Consider the following 17,863-nt stretch of genomic DNA (forward strand, 5'->3'; position numbering starts at 1 on the left):
TGTTGCGACTCGAATACCAACGCGACTGCATCGCCAGCCAGTGCCACCTGTTGCTCGAATAACCGATCGACACACTGAGATTGCGGATAGTCGGTTTGGGTCGCATTCCAATCGACTAATAATTGCTGCGCTTGCGCCGCACTCAATAAGGATAATTGGTGCAGCGGTCGATCGGGTGTGGCGACAATCTGCGTGAGTAAATTTTCAAACTCGCCCAACCGCCGTTGGATCGAGATCGCCCTAAATAAATTTGAATTGTATTGACAATCGAGATCGAGATTGCCGCTGGCAGTAGTGGCACCATTGAGAAAGAATTCAAAGGTCGCAAATGCGCCTGGATTGACCGTGAGTTTGGTAGTTAATTCATCAAACGTAGATTTCGATCCGCCCCCATCTAGATCGAGATTAAATACAGTAGATACTAAGGGAATCCGGCTAGCATCGCGCGGGATGGCCAGTTTTTGCAATAAACTGCCGAAGGTAAAATTTTGATGCTCGTAATCATCGAGAATCTCACTATTGCGCGATCGTAAATAGGCACTGAAGGCGATCGTCGGATCGATCCTACTCCGTAATGGTAAAAAATTCACACAATGTCCGACCAAATTGTATTGACCCGCAGCAATTTGGCCGGAGGTCGGCACGCCGACGGTCACATCGGTTTGACCGGTCAGTTTGAACAGCAAGATTTCAAATGCACTCAGGAGGGTCGTCATCAAACTACACCCATTTTCGATTCCCAACTTCTCGATGCGTTTGACTAAATTTGCGGGTAATGTATGGTACGCCCGATCGGCATTAAAAGTTCGCAGCGGCGGACGTGGGTAATCGGTAGGCAGATCTAACCCCGGTGGTAACTCCGCAAATCTTTGCAGCCAATAGGCTGCGGTCGCGATCGTTTCTGGCGCACCAACCTGCGATTGCTGCCAAAAAGCATACTCGCTAAAATACGCTGGCTGCCCCAGCTCTGGTAATAAGCCCCGATTGAGAGCGGTATAAATTTTTGCTAAATCTGAGACGATCACGCCCAAAGACCACCCGTCGCAAACAATGTGATGAACGGCAAAAATTAGCAAGTGTTCGCGATCGGCCAGTCTCAGCAGGCGCGCGCGAAACAATGGGCCGTGTTGGAGATCGAAAGGTTCGCTAACAGATTGGTGTTGATCACGATCAATCTCTGCGGCGCGATCGCTGGTACCTAAAGCTGATAAGTCGCTAATTGACAACTCAAAGGTAACTTCTTTGGCAATCAAAATTGTCATTCCATCGCCACTAAACGTCGTTCGCAATGATTCGTGACGACTAATTAGTTGCCTAATTGCTGCTTGCAATACTGCTACATTCAGCAGACCGACTATCTGTAATGACTGAGCTAAAATACAGGCTAAATTGGCTTCATGGCTGATTTGGACGCCCAGCCAAATCTCTTGTTGGGATGCGGTCGCTGGCGCAGCCAACAAGAGTTCGCCATCCACAAAGGGATCGAAGTCAATCGTCTGTAAATTAGCTCGATTAGATCGATCGGCTGAATTCATCGATAATTTGAGACTGGTTGGAGTCAATGGTATTTCTAAAACCTCGTCAACAATTACATCAGCAGGTATAGTTAGGCGATCGGAGACACAATCCATCATAACGGAGCAATATTTAATGAAATATAAATACCAAAACTCAAGTTTAAATCCTAGTTTACCGATGCACCAATTTGCAGATATTTGCCATCCCGCTGGGGATCGGTAACAAACCAAGCTGGATTTCCAGCTCGATCTTTACCGAGCTTGGCACCTGGTTGCGGTGGTAAATTGTGATTAATCGCCATTGCATTGGCCGAACTAGCCAAGAAACCACTCGTTTGCAGTTCGGCAATACAGACTTGGAATGCCCAAATGATAGTTTCGATATCTGCATCGCTATGGGCGAGCGTCAAGAAACAAGGACGATTTTCCCAAATATGAATCCCCCGTTCGCGCAGCAAATAAAACAGCAAGCCACCATAATTTTCGGTTGGTGCAAACATCAAATAGAACAAAGAACTAAAATGTTCGATTTTAATCTGCGCGCCAACTAGTTCAAAATGCGCGACCAAGCGATCGACCACTTGTTGAGTTTTGGTGGCTAGGGATTGTTGAAGTTGGGAGCCACCAGCTTGGAGTTTGTCCAAAATGGCATCGACGGCTGCCAAGGCTAAAGGATGGCGGACGAAGGTACCCGCAAAAAACGTCACCCCAACTTCGGGAATCGATCGATCTCCAAACTGCCAGAAGCCACCATCTAAGGCATCCAGATATTTAGCCGAGCCGGTGAGAATGCCGATTGGCATCCCACCGCCGACGACTTTGCCATAGGTGGCAATGTCGGCTTTGACCCTAAAGTGTTCCTGTGCACCGCCTGGGGCGACCCGAAAGCCAGTAATTACTTCGTCGATAATCAAGGCAATTTCCGATCGTTCGGTCAGTGCGCGCAACTCGTGGAGAAATGCTTGTGGTTGTAATTGGGGGTGCCGACTTTGGACGGGTTCGACGATGACAGCCGCCAACCTGTCGGCATATTCGGCGATGATTTCCAGCGATTTGGGACTGTCATAATCGAGCACGAGGATATTTGCTAGTGCTGAAGCCATCACCCCAGGTGCAGAAGGGAAAGTTTTGAGATTGGGACCGGCGCGGAATAAGACTTCATCGAAAGTACCATGATAGGAGCCAGCGAAAATTGCCACCAGATCTTTGCCTGTCACCGTGCGGGCGATCCGCAATGCGGCCATTACTGCTTCCGATCCGGTATTACAAAAAGCAACCCGCTCCATCCCCGTCAACTGGGCGATCTTTTTGGCGACTTTCCCGGCTAGTGGCGTTTGGGGGCCGATCGCCATCCCTTTGTCCAGTTGGGCTTTGAGGGCATCAGTGACGAAATCTGGCGACCAACCGAAGAAATTTAGCCCGAAGCCATTGGTCAGGTCGATATATTCATTACCATCCTCATCCCACAGCCGCGACCCCTGCGCGCGATCGGTGACGATCGGATAGACCATTTCTTTGAGTAAGGGTGTAAAGCCAGACACAGTGCGCGGATCGGCAAGATACCGCCGGTGTTCCTGGGCTTGGCGTTTGGATTCCCTAGTTTTAGCCACATAGCGATCGATGATGTCCGCTAAATCCTGTTGTTGCTGGGTGGTTAAGCTATTGTCGATCGTCTTGCTGATTTTTGCTCCTGGCGATGGCCCGGCGATCGCGATTGCGGATCGATCGGGCTGAGTGGGTGTCGCGGACTGAGCTTGATCGTTAGGGCTGGCCTGATGACCGTTGTTACTATGACCATTACCGTTGCCATGTCCATTACTGGCAGATCTTACCGGATCTGGGGCGAGAGCGATCGCTGGCACAGCAGGCGCGATTGGTGCCGGAATTTGTGGCAGTTGTGGCATTGGGGCGACAGCATTTCCGCTCAGTAATTCCAATTGCCTTGCCATGAGCTGGAGTTGCTGTTGCACGAGCGAGGCGATTGCGGTTTGATGCTCGCCAGACATGGAGATCGGCGGTGGTAATGGCTGGATCGAGATTGGGACACTGGGGGGCGCAGGCATCGGCAAGATGGGGCTAGGTGCGCTCGGAACTGACAGATCCGCGACTGGAGTCGGATCGGCTACGACAGGTGCGGGAAAGGCTGCTGGCGGCAATTGGAGATCGATCGATCGGGAAAGGGTGGTGAGATTCGAGCAGTCTTCCAGTAATTGTCTGAAGGTAACTTTGACTTGGAATTTCTTCTTTAGGCTCAGGGCTACTTGAGTCAGTGACAAAGAATCCAGACCTAGCTCCAAGAATGTGGCCTCCCGTTCGCTCGTGCCGATCTCCACTCCAGCGGTATCTTTGAAGACTTCGGCGATCGCCGGCAGTAGTCGGATTTCGCGCGGTTCGGATGTAGGGGATGTTGGTGGTACTAATGGCACGATCGGTGGTTGATGGAGAGTGATGGTGGTTTGGATGGGCTGAGTAACTGCTGGGGCGAAATTTGGGGCAGGCGGGGGATCGATCCAAAATTTCTGTCGCTCGAAGGGATAGGTTGGCAGTGGCACGCGATGTCTAGTTTCTCGTGCATAGAATTGCGATCGATCGAGATCGATACCAGCTAACCACAGTTTGCCGATCGCTTGGAGTAAAGCTGGCCATTCGGCTTCGGGTGACGTGCTATTGGCCAAGGAGGCGATCGCGATTTGGCGATCTCGATCGATTATCTGCTGTCGTGCCAAAATCGTCAGTGATTGGCGCGGCCCAACCTCCAATAACACATAATTTTCATCTTGCTGCCAGATCGTGTGGATGCCATCGGCAAATCGCACGGGCTGGCGGAGATGATTTGCCCAATACTGCGGATCGGTCGCTAGTTCGGCGGTAATCCAGTCACCAGTGACTGAGGAGACAAACGGGATTTGGGGTGGTGACAGGTGGATTTGAGTCACCAGCTTGGCAAACGGATCGACAATTGACTCCATCATCGGTGAATGGAAAGCATGAGAGGTGTGTAGCAGCTTACAAACTACTTCCGCTGCCTCTAGTTCCCGTTGCAAATCTGAGATCGCATCTGTGGAGCCAGAGACGACACAAGCAGCGGGGGCATTGATCGCCGCGATCGAGATTTCATCCGTCAATCTGGGCGCGATCTCGGCCGCTGGCAAGCGGACTGATAGCATCGATCCGGCAGGTAAATTCCACATTAATTTGCCGCGCATCGCCACCAGACTCAAGGCATCAGCAAGAGAGAAGACACCAGCCAAACAAGCGGCGACAAATTCACCGATACTATGGCCGATCGCGGCTGCTGGCTTGATGCCCCAGCTCTGCCACAGTCGGGTGAGAGCGTACTCGATCGCAAATAATGCGGGTTGGGCGTAGCGAGTTTGGGTCAACAGCTCGGTATGAGCGGCGAAATCTGCTGGGGCTGGATAGATGATTTCGCGGAGATCTCGCTCTAGTAGCGGCACTAAGATCTCCGCACAAGTATCGATTGCCTGCTGGAATACTGGTTCGGATTGGTATAATTCCCGACCCATATTTAGATACTGCGAACCCTGTCCGGGGAAAACAAATACTACCCCTGGATTTTTAGTGCGAACTTGACGAGTGGCCGTCGAGAGGTGCGGTAACGTTGCCAGGTGCTCGATCGCTTCAGCCGTGTCTTGACAGACGATCGCGCGTCGATAATTAAAACCGCGCCGTCCTTGCTGAAGGGTAAAAGCGACATCAGCTAAGTTGAGATCGGGATGTTGGTGTAAATGTTGCTGGAGATCGCTAGTGACTCGCTCTAATGCAGTTTCGGTTTTAGCGGATAGTAACAATAATTGGGATGGACGCGACGGACTGGATCGATCGATTTGGGATGGTTCTTCGAGGATGACGTGGGCATTGGTACCGCCACCGCCAAAGGAACTCACCCCCGCCCGACGCGGCGTAGCCCCACTCGGCCAGTCAACTAACTTGTCGTTGACATAAAAGGGACTCTTAGCAAAATCGATGTGGGGATTTGGTCTGTCGAAATTAATACTCGGTGGGATTTGGCGATGGTAGAGTGCCAAGACTGTTTTAATAAATCCTGCCACCCCTGCTGCCGCAGTTAAGTGTCCGAAATTACTCTTAATCGAACCGATGCCACAAAATTGCTGGGCTTGAGTGTTAGCCCGAAATGCTTGGGTGAGAGCTTCGACTTCGATCGGATCGCCTAAAGCCGTCGCCGTACCATGGGCTTCGACGTAGGAAATAGACTCTGGATCGACACCCGCACTTTGTTGAGCTTGGAGGATGGCTTTCATCTGCCCCTTGACGCTGGGCGCAGTAAAACTGACCTTATCGGCACCATCGTTATTCATACCGACACCTTTGATGACGGTATAAATGCGATCGCCATCAGCGATCGCCTCATCCAGCCGTTTGAGGACGACAATCCCCGCGCCATTATTAAATGATGTCCCCTGAGCCTGGGCATCAAACGGACGACAATGACCGTCAGGCGTAAAAATACTCCCTTCTTGGTGGAGATAGCCTTGATTTTGGGGCGTACTAATCGCCACCCCACCAGCCAAGGCCAAATCGCACTGACCGTTTAACAATCCTTGATAAGCTTGAATAATTGCCACCAAAGAAGTCGAACAGGCCGTACTCACATTGATACTGGGGCCTTGCAGGTTTAATTTATACGAAGCTCGGGTCGTCAAATAATCGCGATCGTTGACCAGATGGGTTTGGAATTCGCCAAAGCGATCGAGCACTGCGGATTGGCAACTTAGATGCTTTTCAAAATAGGTATTATCAGCCGCACCAGCATACACGCCGATTTTATTGTCCTCGACGGCGGTATAACCGACAGTTTCCAGTGCTGCGGCGGCTAGTTCCATGAAGATCCGTGCTTGCGGGTCCATCATTTCAGCTTCCCTCGCACCGATGCCAAAAAAGCTGGCATCGAATAATTCAGCTCCATTCAGCACGCCTTTGGCGCGGACATAATTGGGATCGGCGATCGTGGCGCGATCGACACATCGATCGATGTCAGCTTCATCAAACCAGGTTATCGACTCAGTCCCAGCCTTGAGGTTCGCCCACAATTCTTCAATACTATCGGCACCTGGAAATCTGCCCACCATTCCAATCACAGCGACACTATTATTGGCAACTGGAGTAGCTTGAGTCGGTTTGCTGGCAGCGGCTACCATCGGTGACGCGGTGCCGACAGTCGCCAGATAGTCCGCCATCGATCGAATCGTTGGATACTGATACAGCCGGACTACGGATACTTTGAACTGAAATCTGGACTGGATTTGGGCGATCGCTTTGAGTCCCAGGAGGGAGTTCCCACCGAGATCGAAGAAATTATCCTCCACGCCAACGCGATCGAGCCTGAGCATTGATTGCCAAATTTCGGTCAAGATTGCTTCGGTAGTCGATCTCGCCGCGACAAAATCTCGGCCAGATCCGAGATTAATTTGCATTGGTGCGGGTAATGCCTGACGATCGGTTTTGCCATTTGGGGTCAGGGGGATGACATCCAAGCTGACGAAAGCCGATGGTACCATGTAATCGGGTAATTGCTGTTTGAGACTGGTTCTCAAGGCAGCAATGTCGAGCTGAGTAGCTGTTGTTGGTACTAAATAGGCAACTAGCCGGACATCGCCAGGTTCATCTTCACGAACGATGACTACGGTTTCCTGTACCTGCGGCTGTTGGGCGATCGCGGCTTCAATTTCACCCAGCTCGATCCGAAAGCCCCGAATCTTCACCTGATTATCGATTCTGCCCAGATACTCAATATCACCATTGGGCAAGTACCGTGCCAAATCTCCGGTGCGATATAAAGTTGCCGATGTTGGCGACGCCAGCGAATTGGCAATAAACCGCTCCGCAGTCAGTTCGGGACGGTTTAAGTACCCTCGTGTCACCCCCGCCCCGCCAACGTACATTTCTCCGGCTACGCCGATCGCGACTGGTTGTCGATCTGCATCTAGAATCGCTAATTCCAGATCGGGAATCGGGCAGCCGATGACACTCCCGCGCTCTAGATCGCTCGCCGCGATCGGTCGATAAGTTACATGGACGGTGGTTTCGGTAATCCCATACATATTCACCAGTTGGGGTACTTTGTCCCCATACTGAGCAAACCACGGCTTGAGACTCGGCAGATCCAACGCTTCACCGCCGAAGATCACCGATCGCAAACTCAGCTCCAGATTAGCTTGGGCTTCAGTAGCGACGCGTTGCAGTTGCCGAAAAGCTGAAGGCGTCTGATTGAGGATTGTCACGCGCTCGCGCGCTAATAACTCATAAAATTCTTGGGGCGATCGACTCACCTCAAACGGCACGATCACCAATCTACCACCGTAGATCAGTGCGCCCCATAGCTCCCAGACTGAGAAGTCAAACGCATAAGAATGGAACATCGTCCAGACATCGCGATCGTCAAATTGATACCAAGCTTGAGTCGCCGCAAATAATCTACCGACATTGGCATGAGTCACCATCACCCCTTTGGGTTTGCCCGTCGAACCGGATGTATAGATAATGTAGATGAGATTGGCTGGAATAACTGCGACAACTGGATTCTCGTGACTATACTCCGCTGCTATTGCTGCATCCAAACATACTAGCGATCCGGCATAGTTCCCAAAAGATCCGGCTAAATGCGCCATCGTCACCAATACGGGCACTCGGGCATCCGCTAGCATATATGCCAATCGATCGACGGGATAAGTCGGATCGAGCGGGACATAAGCACCACCAGCTTTGAGGATACCCAAGATCCCCACCACCATGTCGAGCGATCGCTCGACACTCAATCCCACCAATGCTTCTGGCTCGACTTTGAGAGCGATTAATTGGTGTGCCAATCGATTGGCTCGATCGTTTAACTCGCGATAGGTGAGTTGTTGCTCTCTAAATACTACGGCGATCGCCGCTGGTGTACGATCGACTTGCGCTTCAAATAACTGATGGAGACATTGAGTTTGGGGATACGCTTGAATTTGGCGATCGGTCATCAACCAAGCTAGCTGTTCTGTCTGTGGCGAGGTTAATTGGTTTCTCCAGTCAGCTAGCGAAGATTGGGGTGCTAATTGCCCATATAAAGCTTCCGTCGCAGCTTCATAAGCCTCGCGATCGATCCACTTCAATTGGGGGTCGTAGCTCAGAATCAGTCTGAGCTTTGCTAGTGCTTCTGCTTTGAGACTCTCCGCCGAGTCGTTCGCACTAGCCTGCGTCAAGCTAATTGCTTCATACAAGAGTCGATCGCCAAAAAGTGCGATCCAAACCCCCTCGCCAGCTTGGTAAGCAGCTACATAATCCTGGCGACCACTTTGTTCGACATAGCTCAGTTGCAATCGATGTGACTCGATCGCGCCAACGAGCATTTTTGCCGAGTTACTAGAGACATTACCCGTGCCCACTCGATATTCAGAAACCACTCGATCGTGAAAGTAGATCGGGAAATCGCAGGCGATGCGTAAACATAAATTTAGATCTTCCATTGCCGCTAAATTCGGGTCGAAACCACCAACAGACTCAAATGCCATCCGGCGCAACAGGATGCAAGCACATTGCAGCCGATGTTTGTCTGCCAAAATCGTTGCATAATCAGCTCTTGCTGGTTGCCGATCAAATGTATCCTCAGTTGTATAAGATCCGTCAGCCCGCAGCAACTGATACAGATAACGCCCGAACACAAAACCCACTTCCAGACGATCTTGGATCGCTGCGACGCCAATTTCTACCGCTGCTGGCAATAGTCGATCGTCGCTATCTAGAAACAGGAGATATTCACCCTTACTCGCCTGCGCTCCATGATTGCGAGCGACTGAGACACCTTGGTTAGCTTGGTAAATATATGTGACAGTCGGATAGCGATCGCACACAGCTTTGGTGTCGTCAGTCGAACCATCATCGACGATCACAATCTCGATCGCACTTGCTGGATAAGTTTGCGCCAAGACACTCTCGATCGCTGCGGGCAAAAATTCACTGCTATTGTATGCCGGGATGACGATCGAGACACTACTTTCAGTGGTTAAAGATTGCTGCATAACTTTACTAATCCCTGTGGCAATTTGGCAATTTTGGCTCGCTAGTTTGAGGCATCGATCTACAATCGATCTACATCGGACGTCAATGTTCGCAAGTATTTGGCGATCGCGCTTTCACATCGAGTAAATCTGTAGATCTATTAGAGCATTGATGAAAAACAGTAATTCAGCTTAACTTTGTCATTTCGGATACATGGATGCGAATCTGTTTGTTGGCTTGCTGGCACTCGCCATTGGGGGAGCGTCATGAAATTACGTTACCACTGACTTCAATCTCCCCCACCATCTTGGTGACGCTGCGATCCGAGTGCTGGCAGCCTAGTCGATTCACCAGTATTTTTGGGAATCGTGGGGGATCGGCACAGCGGCAGGACTGCGATTGGGGCATCGACATCGCTAATCTCGATATTCACGAACGATCGTTTTGGCAATTCAACTACTCAACTTCAAATTTAATTCAGTACTCAATTCTAGATTGCACGATCACTTGTAACTCATCAAAATTAATATCTATCTAACTAGTATATATTTTATAGAGCGGTCGATGTAGCAGTAGATAGTACGCTCACAATCTTCAATATCTCTCCTCAATTTTTCTTCACTATCTGGTAATTTTCAACAGCCAGATGACTGAACTTGTTAGTAGGTGACGGGATGAGGCAAATCGATCGGGCTTGCATCGATCGGAATGAGGTAATATACTACTGTGAGCATTATAGTTAAAATAAATTCAAATGATTGTTGACATTATCCATGCTTTTTAGCGAAGATAACCAGAAACACTCATCACAAGAAACTACTTAATAAATATCACAAATAAATAGTGATCTAGATCACTGCTAATTTTATTTAATCTCACACAACTAACTTTTGGGGCGATCGCATGACCGATCTTAAAAAAACTGACACGCTGGGCAATCCGTGGCAGACAGAAGATATCAGAGCAACAAACCTCTCCGTCAGGTGGCAACATTCCCTGATTGGGATTCAATCGATCGTCCTAGTCGGATTGGACATGGCAATGCTGTATGCCTCCTGGACGATCTCCGACATGGTGGGCACCCCAGTGGCCGGTGCACATGTGGCCAACTCGATGATTCCCATTCTGGCAGTTAGCATTGGTACGCTAGCTACTGCTGGTTTTTATGGTACCGATGACAAGCTAAATCGGTTTTCCAAGTTATTTAAGTCGCTCACGGTAGCACAGACCGTAGTCTTGATTGCCGCTTTTTTCTATCAGCCCGGTTTGTGGATATCGAGATCGGTGTTTGTCATGGCATGGCTGCTCAATTTTCTCTTCATTGGTGGTGCGAGATTTGCACTCGATCTGCTGACGATCCAGCTTCGCAAGCACAACCCGGTTTTTCAGCATCCAGTCCTGCTCTTGGGTACTCAACAAGACATCCACAATGTCAAAAAATTGATCGAGCGTTCCAAGCAATTTAAAGTCGATAGCATCATCGATTTATCGATTTGGGATCTACACACCCAACTAGAACAAGTCATTCAATATATTTGCTCCCGTCAAGTGAGTGAAGTTTTTGTTTGTACTCAGGACTCGATCGACAATCAAATTATCTTGTTTTGGAGTTTGAAAGCAGCCGGAATTCATCTACGGATGATTCCCGCTGAGACTCAGCTTCCACAGCGATCTGCCGAGACTAAAATGATTGAAGAAATCCCGACTAGTCGCTTTAAATCACTGCCAATTTTTGGCATTAATTTTTTGATGAAACGGCTATTCGATCTCATCGCTGCCACGGTAATTTCGATCCTACTTTCACCGATTCTGATCGCCACTGCGATCGCGGTCAAAAAAACATCTTCAGGGCCGATCTTTTATCGACAGTATCGGGTCGGACTCAAAGGTAATCGTTTCCAAGTTTGGAAATTTCGCACGATGGTCGAAAATGCTAGCGAACTCCAAAAGGAGCTAGAAGCTCAAAATGAAGTCAAAGGCGGCGTGCTGTTTAAAATCAAAGAAGATCCTCGGATTACCAAAATTGGTAAATTCCTGCGGAAATACAGTATCGATGAACTACCACAATTGATGAATGTTTTACAAGGTCAAATGAGTCTGGTTGGCCCCCGACCTCTACCGGTCAGAGACTATGAGCGATCCTTGGAAAACATGGAACAGTTTTCTCGCGAACGCTTTCTGCGCTATGAAGTCTTACCTGGAATTACTGGATTGTGGCAAGTTAAAGGGCGTTCCAGCGTAGATTCTGATGAAATATTTTATTGGGACATGGTGTATATTTTGCAATGGTCGCTAGCACTAGATTTAAAAATCTTACTACAAACAATCAAGGTGGTGATATCGAAGGAAGGCTCTTACTAGCATCGTCGCTGTCAGCTTGGAAACTAAATAATTATCGATCGGTATTGCCACCCCATTTAGGTTAGAGAACCCTACTTTTTTGTAATCGATCGCCAAGCTCCACTTGGGCATCAAATTTGATGGAGTAGCGACCGATATCCTCAAGGTACTGATATAGATGAACAGAGCTAGCTATGTGGCTTTAACTATCTTCGCTGTAGTTATACCGATCGCCGTTGGGACAAAATTTTATACAGATAACTATCGGTGGCAACTACTACCAGCAATTATTTCTATTGCGATCGCGTTGCTATTGTTGCTAGCAAACTTCAGGTCAAAATTACCATTACCGCGATCTGTTATTGCTGCTACTGTGGCGATCGTTGGTTGCTTAGTGACGATAGTTTGTTCTTATCTATTCCCTGTATTTGGATTGCCAGTCCCGACTGGTCGGTATCCCGTCGGGACAACATCGATCGATTTAGTCGATCGATCGCGGCTAGAACGGTGCGATCCTACAACCAAATCCCCGCGCGAACTGGTCGTGCAAGTCTGGTATCCAGCCATCTCCAACTATGGTGAAAAAGCTCCCTATTTGCCCGATCGTCAATCGATCCCCAAGGGCGTATTTAGTCATCTCGGTCTAGTTAAAACCCATGCCGTGCGAGATGTGGCCATTGCGTCACCAACATCTCCCTATCCGATCTTGCTCTACACGCCGTCCTGGAGTGGCTATCGTACGGACAATACTTTTCAGGCTGAAGAGCTTGCCAGTCATGGCTTTGTTGTCATCGGACTGGAACATCCTTGTTCGGTACCGCTGGCGGTATATCCGAGCGGTCGGATCATTCATAGCAATTTATCATCGGATTACACCTCTTCCGATGCCGCTTTAGCAACATTGCTGCGAGTCGGCGAAGAACAACTAATCTTGAGAACTCAAGATATTCAGTTTGTACTAGATCGATTGCCCCAGATTAACCAGCACCACTTGTTTGATGGTGCATTCGACCTGAATCGGATTGGCATTTTTGGGCACTCATTTGGTGGTGCTGCCGCTGCCCAAGCTTGCTCGATCGATCGGCGGCTCAAGGCTGGTCTGAATATGGACGGATTGCTATTTGGCTCTGCGGCTCAACATGGCGCATCGCAGCCATTTTTCTTCATGCAATCTGACTATTCTCGCCCCACCACCGCCGAACTCACCTCGACCGATGGCTCATTGCGTCGATCGAGACAAACTGACGAGTGGGGCTATCAGCAACGAGATCGCTGGTTTCGAGATTGGGGTGGCGAGAATCTCAAGCTGTTGGGATCTGCCCACATGAATTTTGCTGATCGTCCGCTCAAGTCAAGAATTCGGAATGGTGGTGGCAGCATCGCGCCCGATCGAGCGATGAAAATTATCAATGCCTACACGGTAGCTTTTTTCGCTCGGGAATTAAAAGGTCAACAGTCACCATTATTCTCAGATACAGTTGCTAAAACCGATCGCCTGCGATCTGGCAGTCCCTTTCCCGAAGTCATCTTCGATCGACATCTCAAGTCCTAAGCGATCGGCTCTGCACTCTCGCTGGCCTAAGATTCTTGCAGCATCCAGCGCGATTACTTCGATCTATACCCGACTAAATTAGTCGGGTATGTTTGACGACTCAAAAGAGGCATGATATTGTTGATTTCAACAAGTTGACGGATCTCTAAATTACAGCGACATCCCACCATGACCCAAGCAACCCTAAACAGCAACAGAACCACTGCCGCCACAGGATTAGCCTGCAAAGAATGCGGCACAGAGTACGAACTCAAAGCCACCCACATTTGCGAACTCTGCTTTGGGCCATTGGAAGTCCAATATGATTACGACTATCTCCGTACCAAAGTGACTCGCGAGAGCATCAAAGCTGGCTCCCACTCAATTTGGCGGTACAAAGATTTCCTTCCCGTTCCCGACGAGCATATCGTCGATGTCGGTACTGGCATGACGCCATTGCTTAAAGCCAATCGGTTAGCGCGTCGCCTTGGCTTAAAAAATCTCTACATCAAAAATGACGCTGTAAATATGCCCACCTTGAGTTTCAAGGATCGGGTGGTGTCGGTCGCACTTTCCAAAGCCAAAGAATTTGGCTTCTCCACAATTTCATGCGCCAGTACTGGTAACTTGGCCAACTCTACCGCCGCAATTGCCGCTCATGCGGGTTTAGAATGTTGTGTCTTTATCCCCGCCGACCTTGAAGCTGGCAAAGTGCTGGGTACAGTGATCTATGGCCCCACTGTAATGGCCGTCCAAGGCAACTACGATCAAGTCAATCGCCTCTGTTGTGAAGTTGCCAACACTTATGGTTGGGGGTTTGTAAACATTAATCTCCGTCCTTACTACTCAGAAGGTTCCAAAACCCTTGGTTATGAAGTCGCCGAACAACTGGGTTGGCAATTGCCAGACCACATCGTCGCACCGCTAGCTTCTGGGTCGCTATTTACCAAGATTCACAAAGGTTTCCAAGAATTCGTCAAAGTCGGTCTAGTCGAAGATAAACCCGTCCGCTTTAGTGGTGCCCAAGCGGAAGGCTGTTCGCCAATCGCTCAGGCATACGCTGAAGGTCGCGATTTTGTCACCCCAGTCAAACCCAATACGATCGCCAAATCGATCGCGATTGGCAATCCTGCCGATGGTTTATACGCCCTCGAACTCGCCCGCAAAACTAACGGCAACATCGAATCTGTTACCGATGCTGAAATCATCGAAGGCATGAAACTGTTGGCCGAAACAGAAGGGATCTTCACCGAAACCGCTGGCGGTACCACCATCGCCGTCCTCAAAAAACTTGTCGAAGCTGGCAAAATCAACCCCGATGAAACCACTGTAGTTTACATTACTGGTAACGGCCTCAAAACCCAAGAATCCATCCAAGGTTACGTCAGCGAGCCGTTCACGATCGAAGCCAAATTAGACAGCTTCGAGCGCGCCCTCGAACGCTCCCAAACACTCGATCGTCTCGACTGGCAACAAGTCTTAGTTTAGGCTTTAGGCTTTAGGCTTTAGTCTGTAGGGGAAGTAGATAGAGTTCACGAATATAAGTGTTTTCCATTCCCGACCCCCAACTTCCAACTCCCAACTCCCAACTGATTCAATGACTGTCAAAGTTCTCATCCCCACTGCCCTGCAAAAATTTACTAGCGATCGCGCGACGATCGAATGCGAAGGTAATAGTATTACCGAGCTACTAGATGCCCTGGAAACGGCTTGTCCTGGTGTCAAAGCTAGATTGTGCGACGAAAGCGGTCAATTGCGTCGGTTTCTGAATCTCTATGTCAATGATGAAGATATCCGTTTCCTCAATGGCCCTGGTACACCATTAAAAGATGGCGACCAAGTCAGTATCGTTCCGGCTGTCGCTGGTGGTTAGACGATTCTACTAGCAACCGATCGAGATTTCAACTTGTTTAAAAATATTGCTGCTACCTATCATCGGGTAGCAGCTTTTTTTTGATGTCGATCGAATTTCAAAGCTGGCGACGCGATCGCGAGACAATGGCATTAGCAAGTAACAGGAAAAGTGGGGAAGATTGGATCGCCACGATCACGATCAGCCAATAAGCAGCCAGATCGTCATCAGCACTAATTTTATAGACGATTAGCGAACAACATAAAAACAAGAACAAGTATAAATTCAGTCCTACATGATAAACCGCTCGGGCCATCGGTGTCGGCTGAAGAATGGGATGTCCCGCCTTACGCGGATCGACTTCCCGCAAAGCTTGCCAGATCATCGTTGCGGCTCCAACGACACAAACTATCAAGGAAAGTACTCTACCTTCTTTGGCGATTTCGAGGATGAGAGCAGCGATCGTCGCAATCAGACTACCTTTGCGATCGTAGATGCCATTTTCCACTACCCATTTGGTAAAAAGTTTTGGACTATAGTCATTATCTTGAAAGTGGCGCAAGTAACATAACGACCTCCGACTATAGAATATGGTAGCAGCCGCCGCGACCGCCGAAATAGAGATGGCTGTTAACATAAGTAGTCAGAAAAGCAATAATGAGAAAGATTATGGACTACTTTTAGTTTTCCCTTGTTCGCGATAAAGATCTCACTGTATAAACAGTTTTTCGATTTGTCAGCGTTAGACAATCGATGATGAATGGAGTCTAGATTGACAGCCATTTACACATAGAATACCAGTAACGATCTTAACTAGGTTGTATAATCGATCGCATCATCATCCTCGACATCTAAATGATAATTTATTTTAATAAGCTCCGAAGATCAATCCCGATCGGGAAAACTCATGATTTCACGATCGTTGATTTACCCCCAAGGACACAGCGATCCGACAGTGATTGGGGGTATCTGAAGATCGGAGAAGTTTAGAATGTAAAAGTAGTACGCACTGCACCAATGACCGCATTACTACTATTAGCATCTTGATTGGGTGCTGTTAGATAGATAATTCCTGGTGTGATACTGATACTGTCACTAACCTTGAATTGATAAAATCCTTCGATATGCAGTCCAGCTCTGGTATCAGTAGTATTAATACCCGTCAACGAATCGATGCCGGAAGCGGTTACTCGCGGTTCTTGTCCGACGAGGAACCCAGCTAAATTGCCTTTACCGCCCAAGTCTGGTGCCGCTGCTGTAATCGCCCAATTCCAGATTTGACGATCGCCGCTACTAGCTTGATTTTGGGTATAGCCCACCCAACCGCCGAGGGCGAACTGAGGACTCAATTGAAAGGAACCTTGCACTCCATAGTTACTACTAATCCCACCTAAATTAGCATTGCTGCTACCCGTACCAGGATCGGAATTAAAAGTCCGCGTATAAGTGAGACCAACTTTAGAATTTTCGCCCGTCTTAAAACTAATTTGAGCCAAGGCACCATAGTCACCACCTAGCAAGCCACTGCCGGTGGCCGGATCGTTACCAGCCCTAGCTAAATAGCCCAAGCTTAGTTCGGTAGTATCGTTGAGCTTGTGCCGAATACCCACACCTTGACCTTGGACGGTGTAATAAATCGATGGACGATTGCCGAAAGCCGAAATTGACCCACTCGCACCGTCGCCATCAAAGTAAGGATTGATAGTATCAGCAAAATCATCGGCGGCACCAGCATTAGCAGCAACTACCACCTGTGTTTGTGGTGTAAGCGGGAATTCATATTTGAGCGCATCAATGCCAACGCTACTATTGGTAGTTCCATCTGTCCAGGATAAGCTGCCTTCATTGGTCGCAGCCGCAGTACCAGTTGGATTTTGAGTAGACAAACCTAAACCGACTGCTTGCAGACGTGTGGTCAGGGTGCCGCTACCAATCTCGGTTTTGAGTTCGAGCCGAGTCCGGTGTCCAAAGGCGGTGTTGCGACTGTAGTCGCCGCCAAAAGTGCCTGTGGCTCCAAAAATTACTTGTCCTTGCAGTTTGGTGTTTAATGAAAACTGTTGCTTGTCGAGCTGTTCGACTTTTTTGGTTGTTTCCGCTGCCTTCCCATCAACTCTGATGAGTTCCTCTCGCAATTCTTGATTCGATCTGCGCAACGCTTCGACTTCTTCGCGGGTGACGCTCGGCTCTGCTGGCGCGGGTGGGGGTGTTACTGGTGTGGTTGTGGGAGGTGTTTGGGTCACATCAGTGGGTGATGTGGTGGGTGCGGTAGAAGTGGTCGCTGGTTTGACTTGAGTACGGATTCTGACTTTTTTGCGCACGATCCGTTTCTTGTTCTTTTTTCTGGCTGCAATTGCAATTAGCTCAGGGGCACTAAATTCTGACCTATTGGCTGTAGTAGGAATTGATGCTACAGCTCGAATATCACTCGCAAATAATAATGTGGCAATTAGCCCACTCACAGTAATCGTGAACCAGTTTAGTCGATCGTTCATAGGAAATATTTTTGGAGTAAATAAGTAGTTGAATTTAGCTAAAATCACGCAACATCTTTTTAATTTCGATGTTATGCAATTCTTCGGTACCGATCATCGTGCGAGCGAATTCTTC

Annotated in this window: 8 protein-coding genes and 1 pseudogene; 4 read left to right on the top strand and 5 right to left on the bottom strand. The window is 48.8% G+C overall.

All coding sequences use genetic code 11. The features are described 5' to 3' along the window. Positions 1-1,634 (bottom strand): condensation domain-containing protein (locus RMO27_RS08635; protein WP_309731375.1); only part of this gene is annotated, 1,634 nt, incomplete at its 3' end. 50 nt (positions 1,635-1,684) lie between these two features. Beyond that, positions 1,685-9,553 (bottom strand): polyketide synthase, encoded by a 7,869-nt coding sequence (locus RMO27_RS08640; RefSeq protein WP_309731377.1) that lies wholly within the window; start codon positions 9,551-9,553, stop codon positions 1,685-1,687. A gap of 883 nt (positions 9,554-10,436) precedes the next feature. On the opposite strand from RMO27_RS08640, the gene RMO27_RS08645 reads away from it, so the two are divergent. The 4 genes from RMO27_RS08645 (at position 10,437) to RMO27_RS08660 (ending at position 15,277) form a co-directional block, all read left to right on the top strand. Further along, a complete protein-coding gene (locus RMO27_RS08645) occupies positions 10,437-11,894 on the top strand; it encodes a sugar transferase (protein WP_309731380.1) in 1,458 nt (485 codons plus the stop codon). Positions 11,895-12,051: 157 nt separating this feature from the next. After that, positions 12,052-13,425, top strand: a complete 1,374-nt coding sequence (locus RMO27_RS08650) for a hypothetical protein (RefSeq protein WP_309731382.1) — start codon at positions 12,052-12,054, stop codon at positions 13,423-13,425. 168 nt (positions 13,426-13,593) lie between these two features. Beyond that, a complete protein-coding gene (gene thrC, locus RMO27_RS08655; protein WP_309731384.1) occupies positions 13,594-14,892 on the top strand; it encodes a threonine synthase in 1,299 nt (432 codons plus the stop codon). 109 nt (positions 14,893-15,001) lie between these two features. Beyond that, positions 15,002-15,277 (top strand): MoaD/ThiS family protein, encoded by a 276-nt coding sequence (locus tag RMO27_RS08660; RefSeq protein ID WP_309731387.1) that lies wholly within the window; start codon positions 15,002-15,004, stop codon positions 15,275-15,277. A 97-nt stretch (positions 15,278-15,374) separates the two neighbouring features. Here RMO27_RS08660 and RMO27_RS08665 read toward each other — a convergent pair whose 3' ends face one another. The 3 genes and pseudogenes from RMO27_RS08665 to RMO27_RS23800 form a co-directional block, all read right to left on the bottom strand. Beyond that, complete coding sequence (locus RMO27_RS08665; RefSeq protein WP_309731389.1) at positions 15,375-15,893, bottom strand: hypothetical protein; 519 nt, start codon at positions 15,891-15,893, stop codon at positions 15,375-15,377. Positions 15,894-16,242: 349 nt separating this feature from the next. Beyond that, complete coding sequence (locus RMO27_RS08670) at positions 16,243-17,748, bottom strand: iron uptake porin (protein ID WP_309731391.1); 1,506 nt, start codon at positions 17,746-17,748, stop codon at positions 16,243-16,245. A 34-nt stretch (positions 17,749-17,782) separates the two neighbouring features. Continuing rightward, positions 17,783-17,863 (bottom strand): annotated as a pseudogene (locus RMO27_RS23800) (bacterioferritin); the annotation flags it as partial.

This window comes from Chamaesiphon sp. OTE_75_metabat_556, from assembly GCF_031378165.1.
Classification (GTDB): domain Bacteria; phylum Cyanobacteriota; class Cyanobacteriia; order Cyanobacteriales; family Chamaesiphonaceae; genus Chamaesiphon.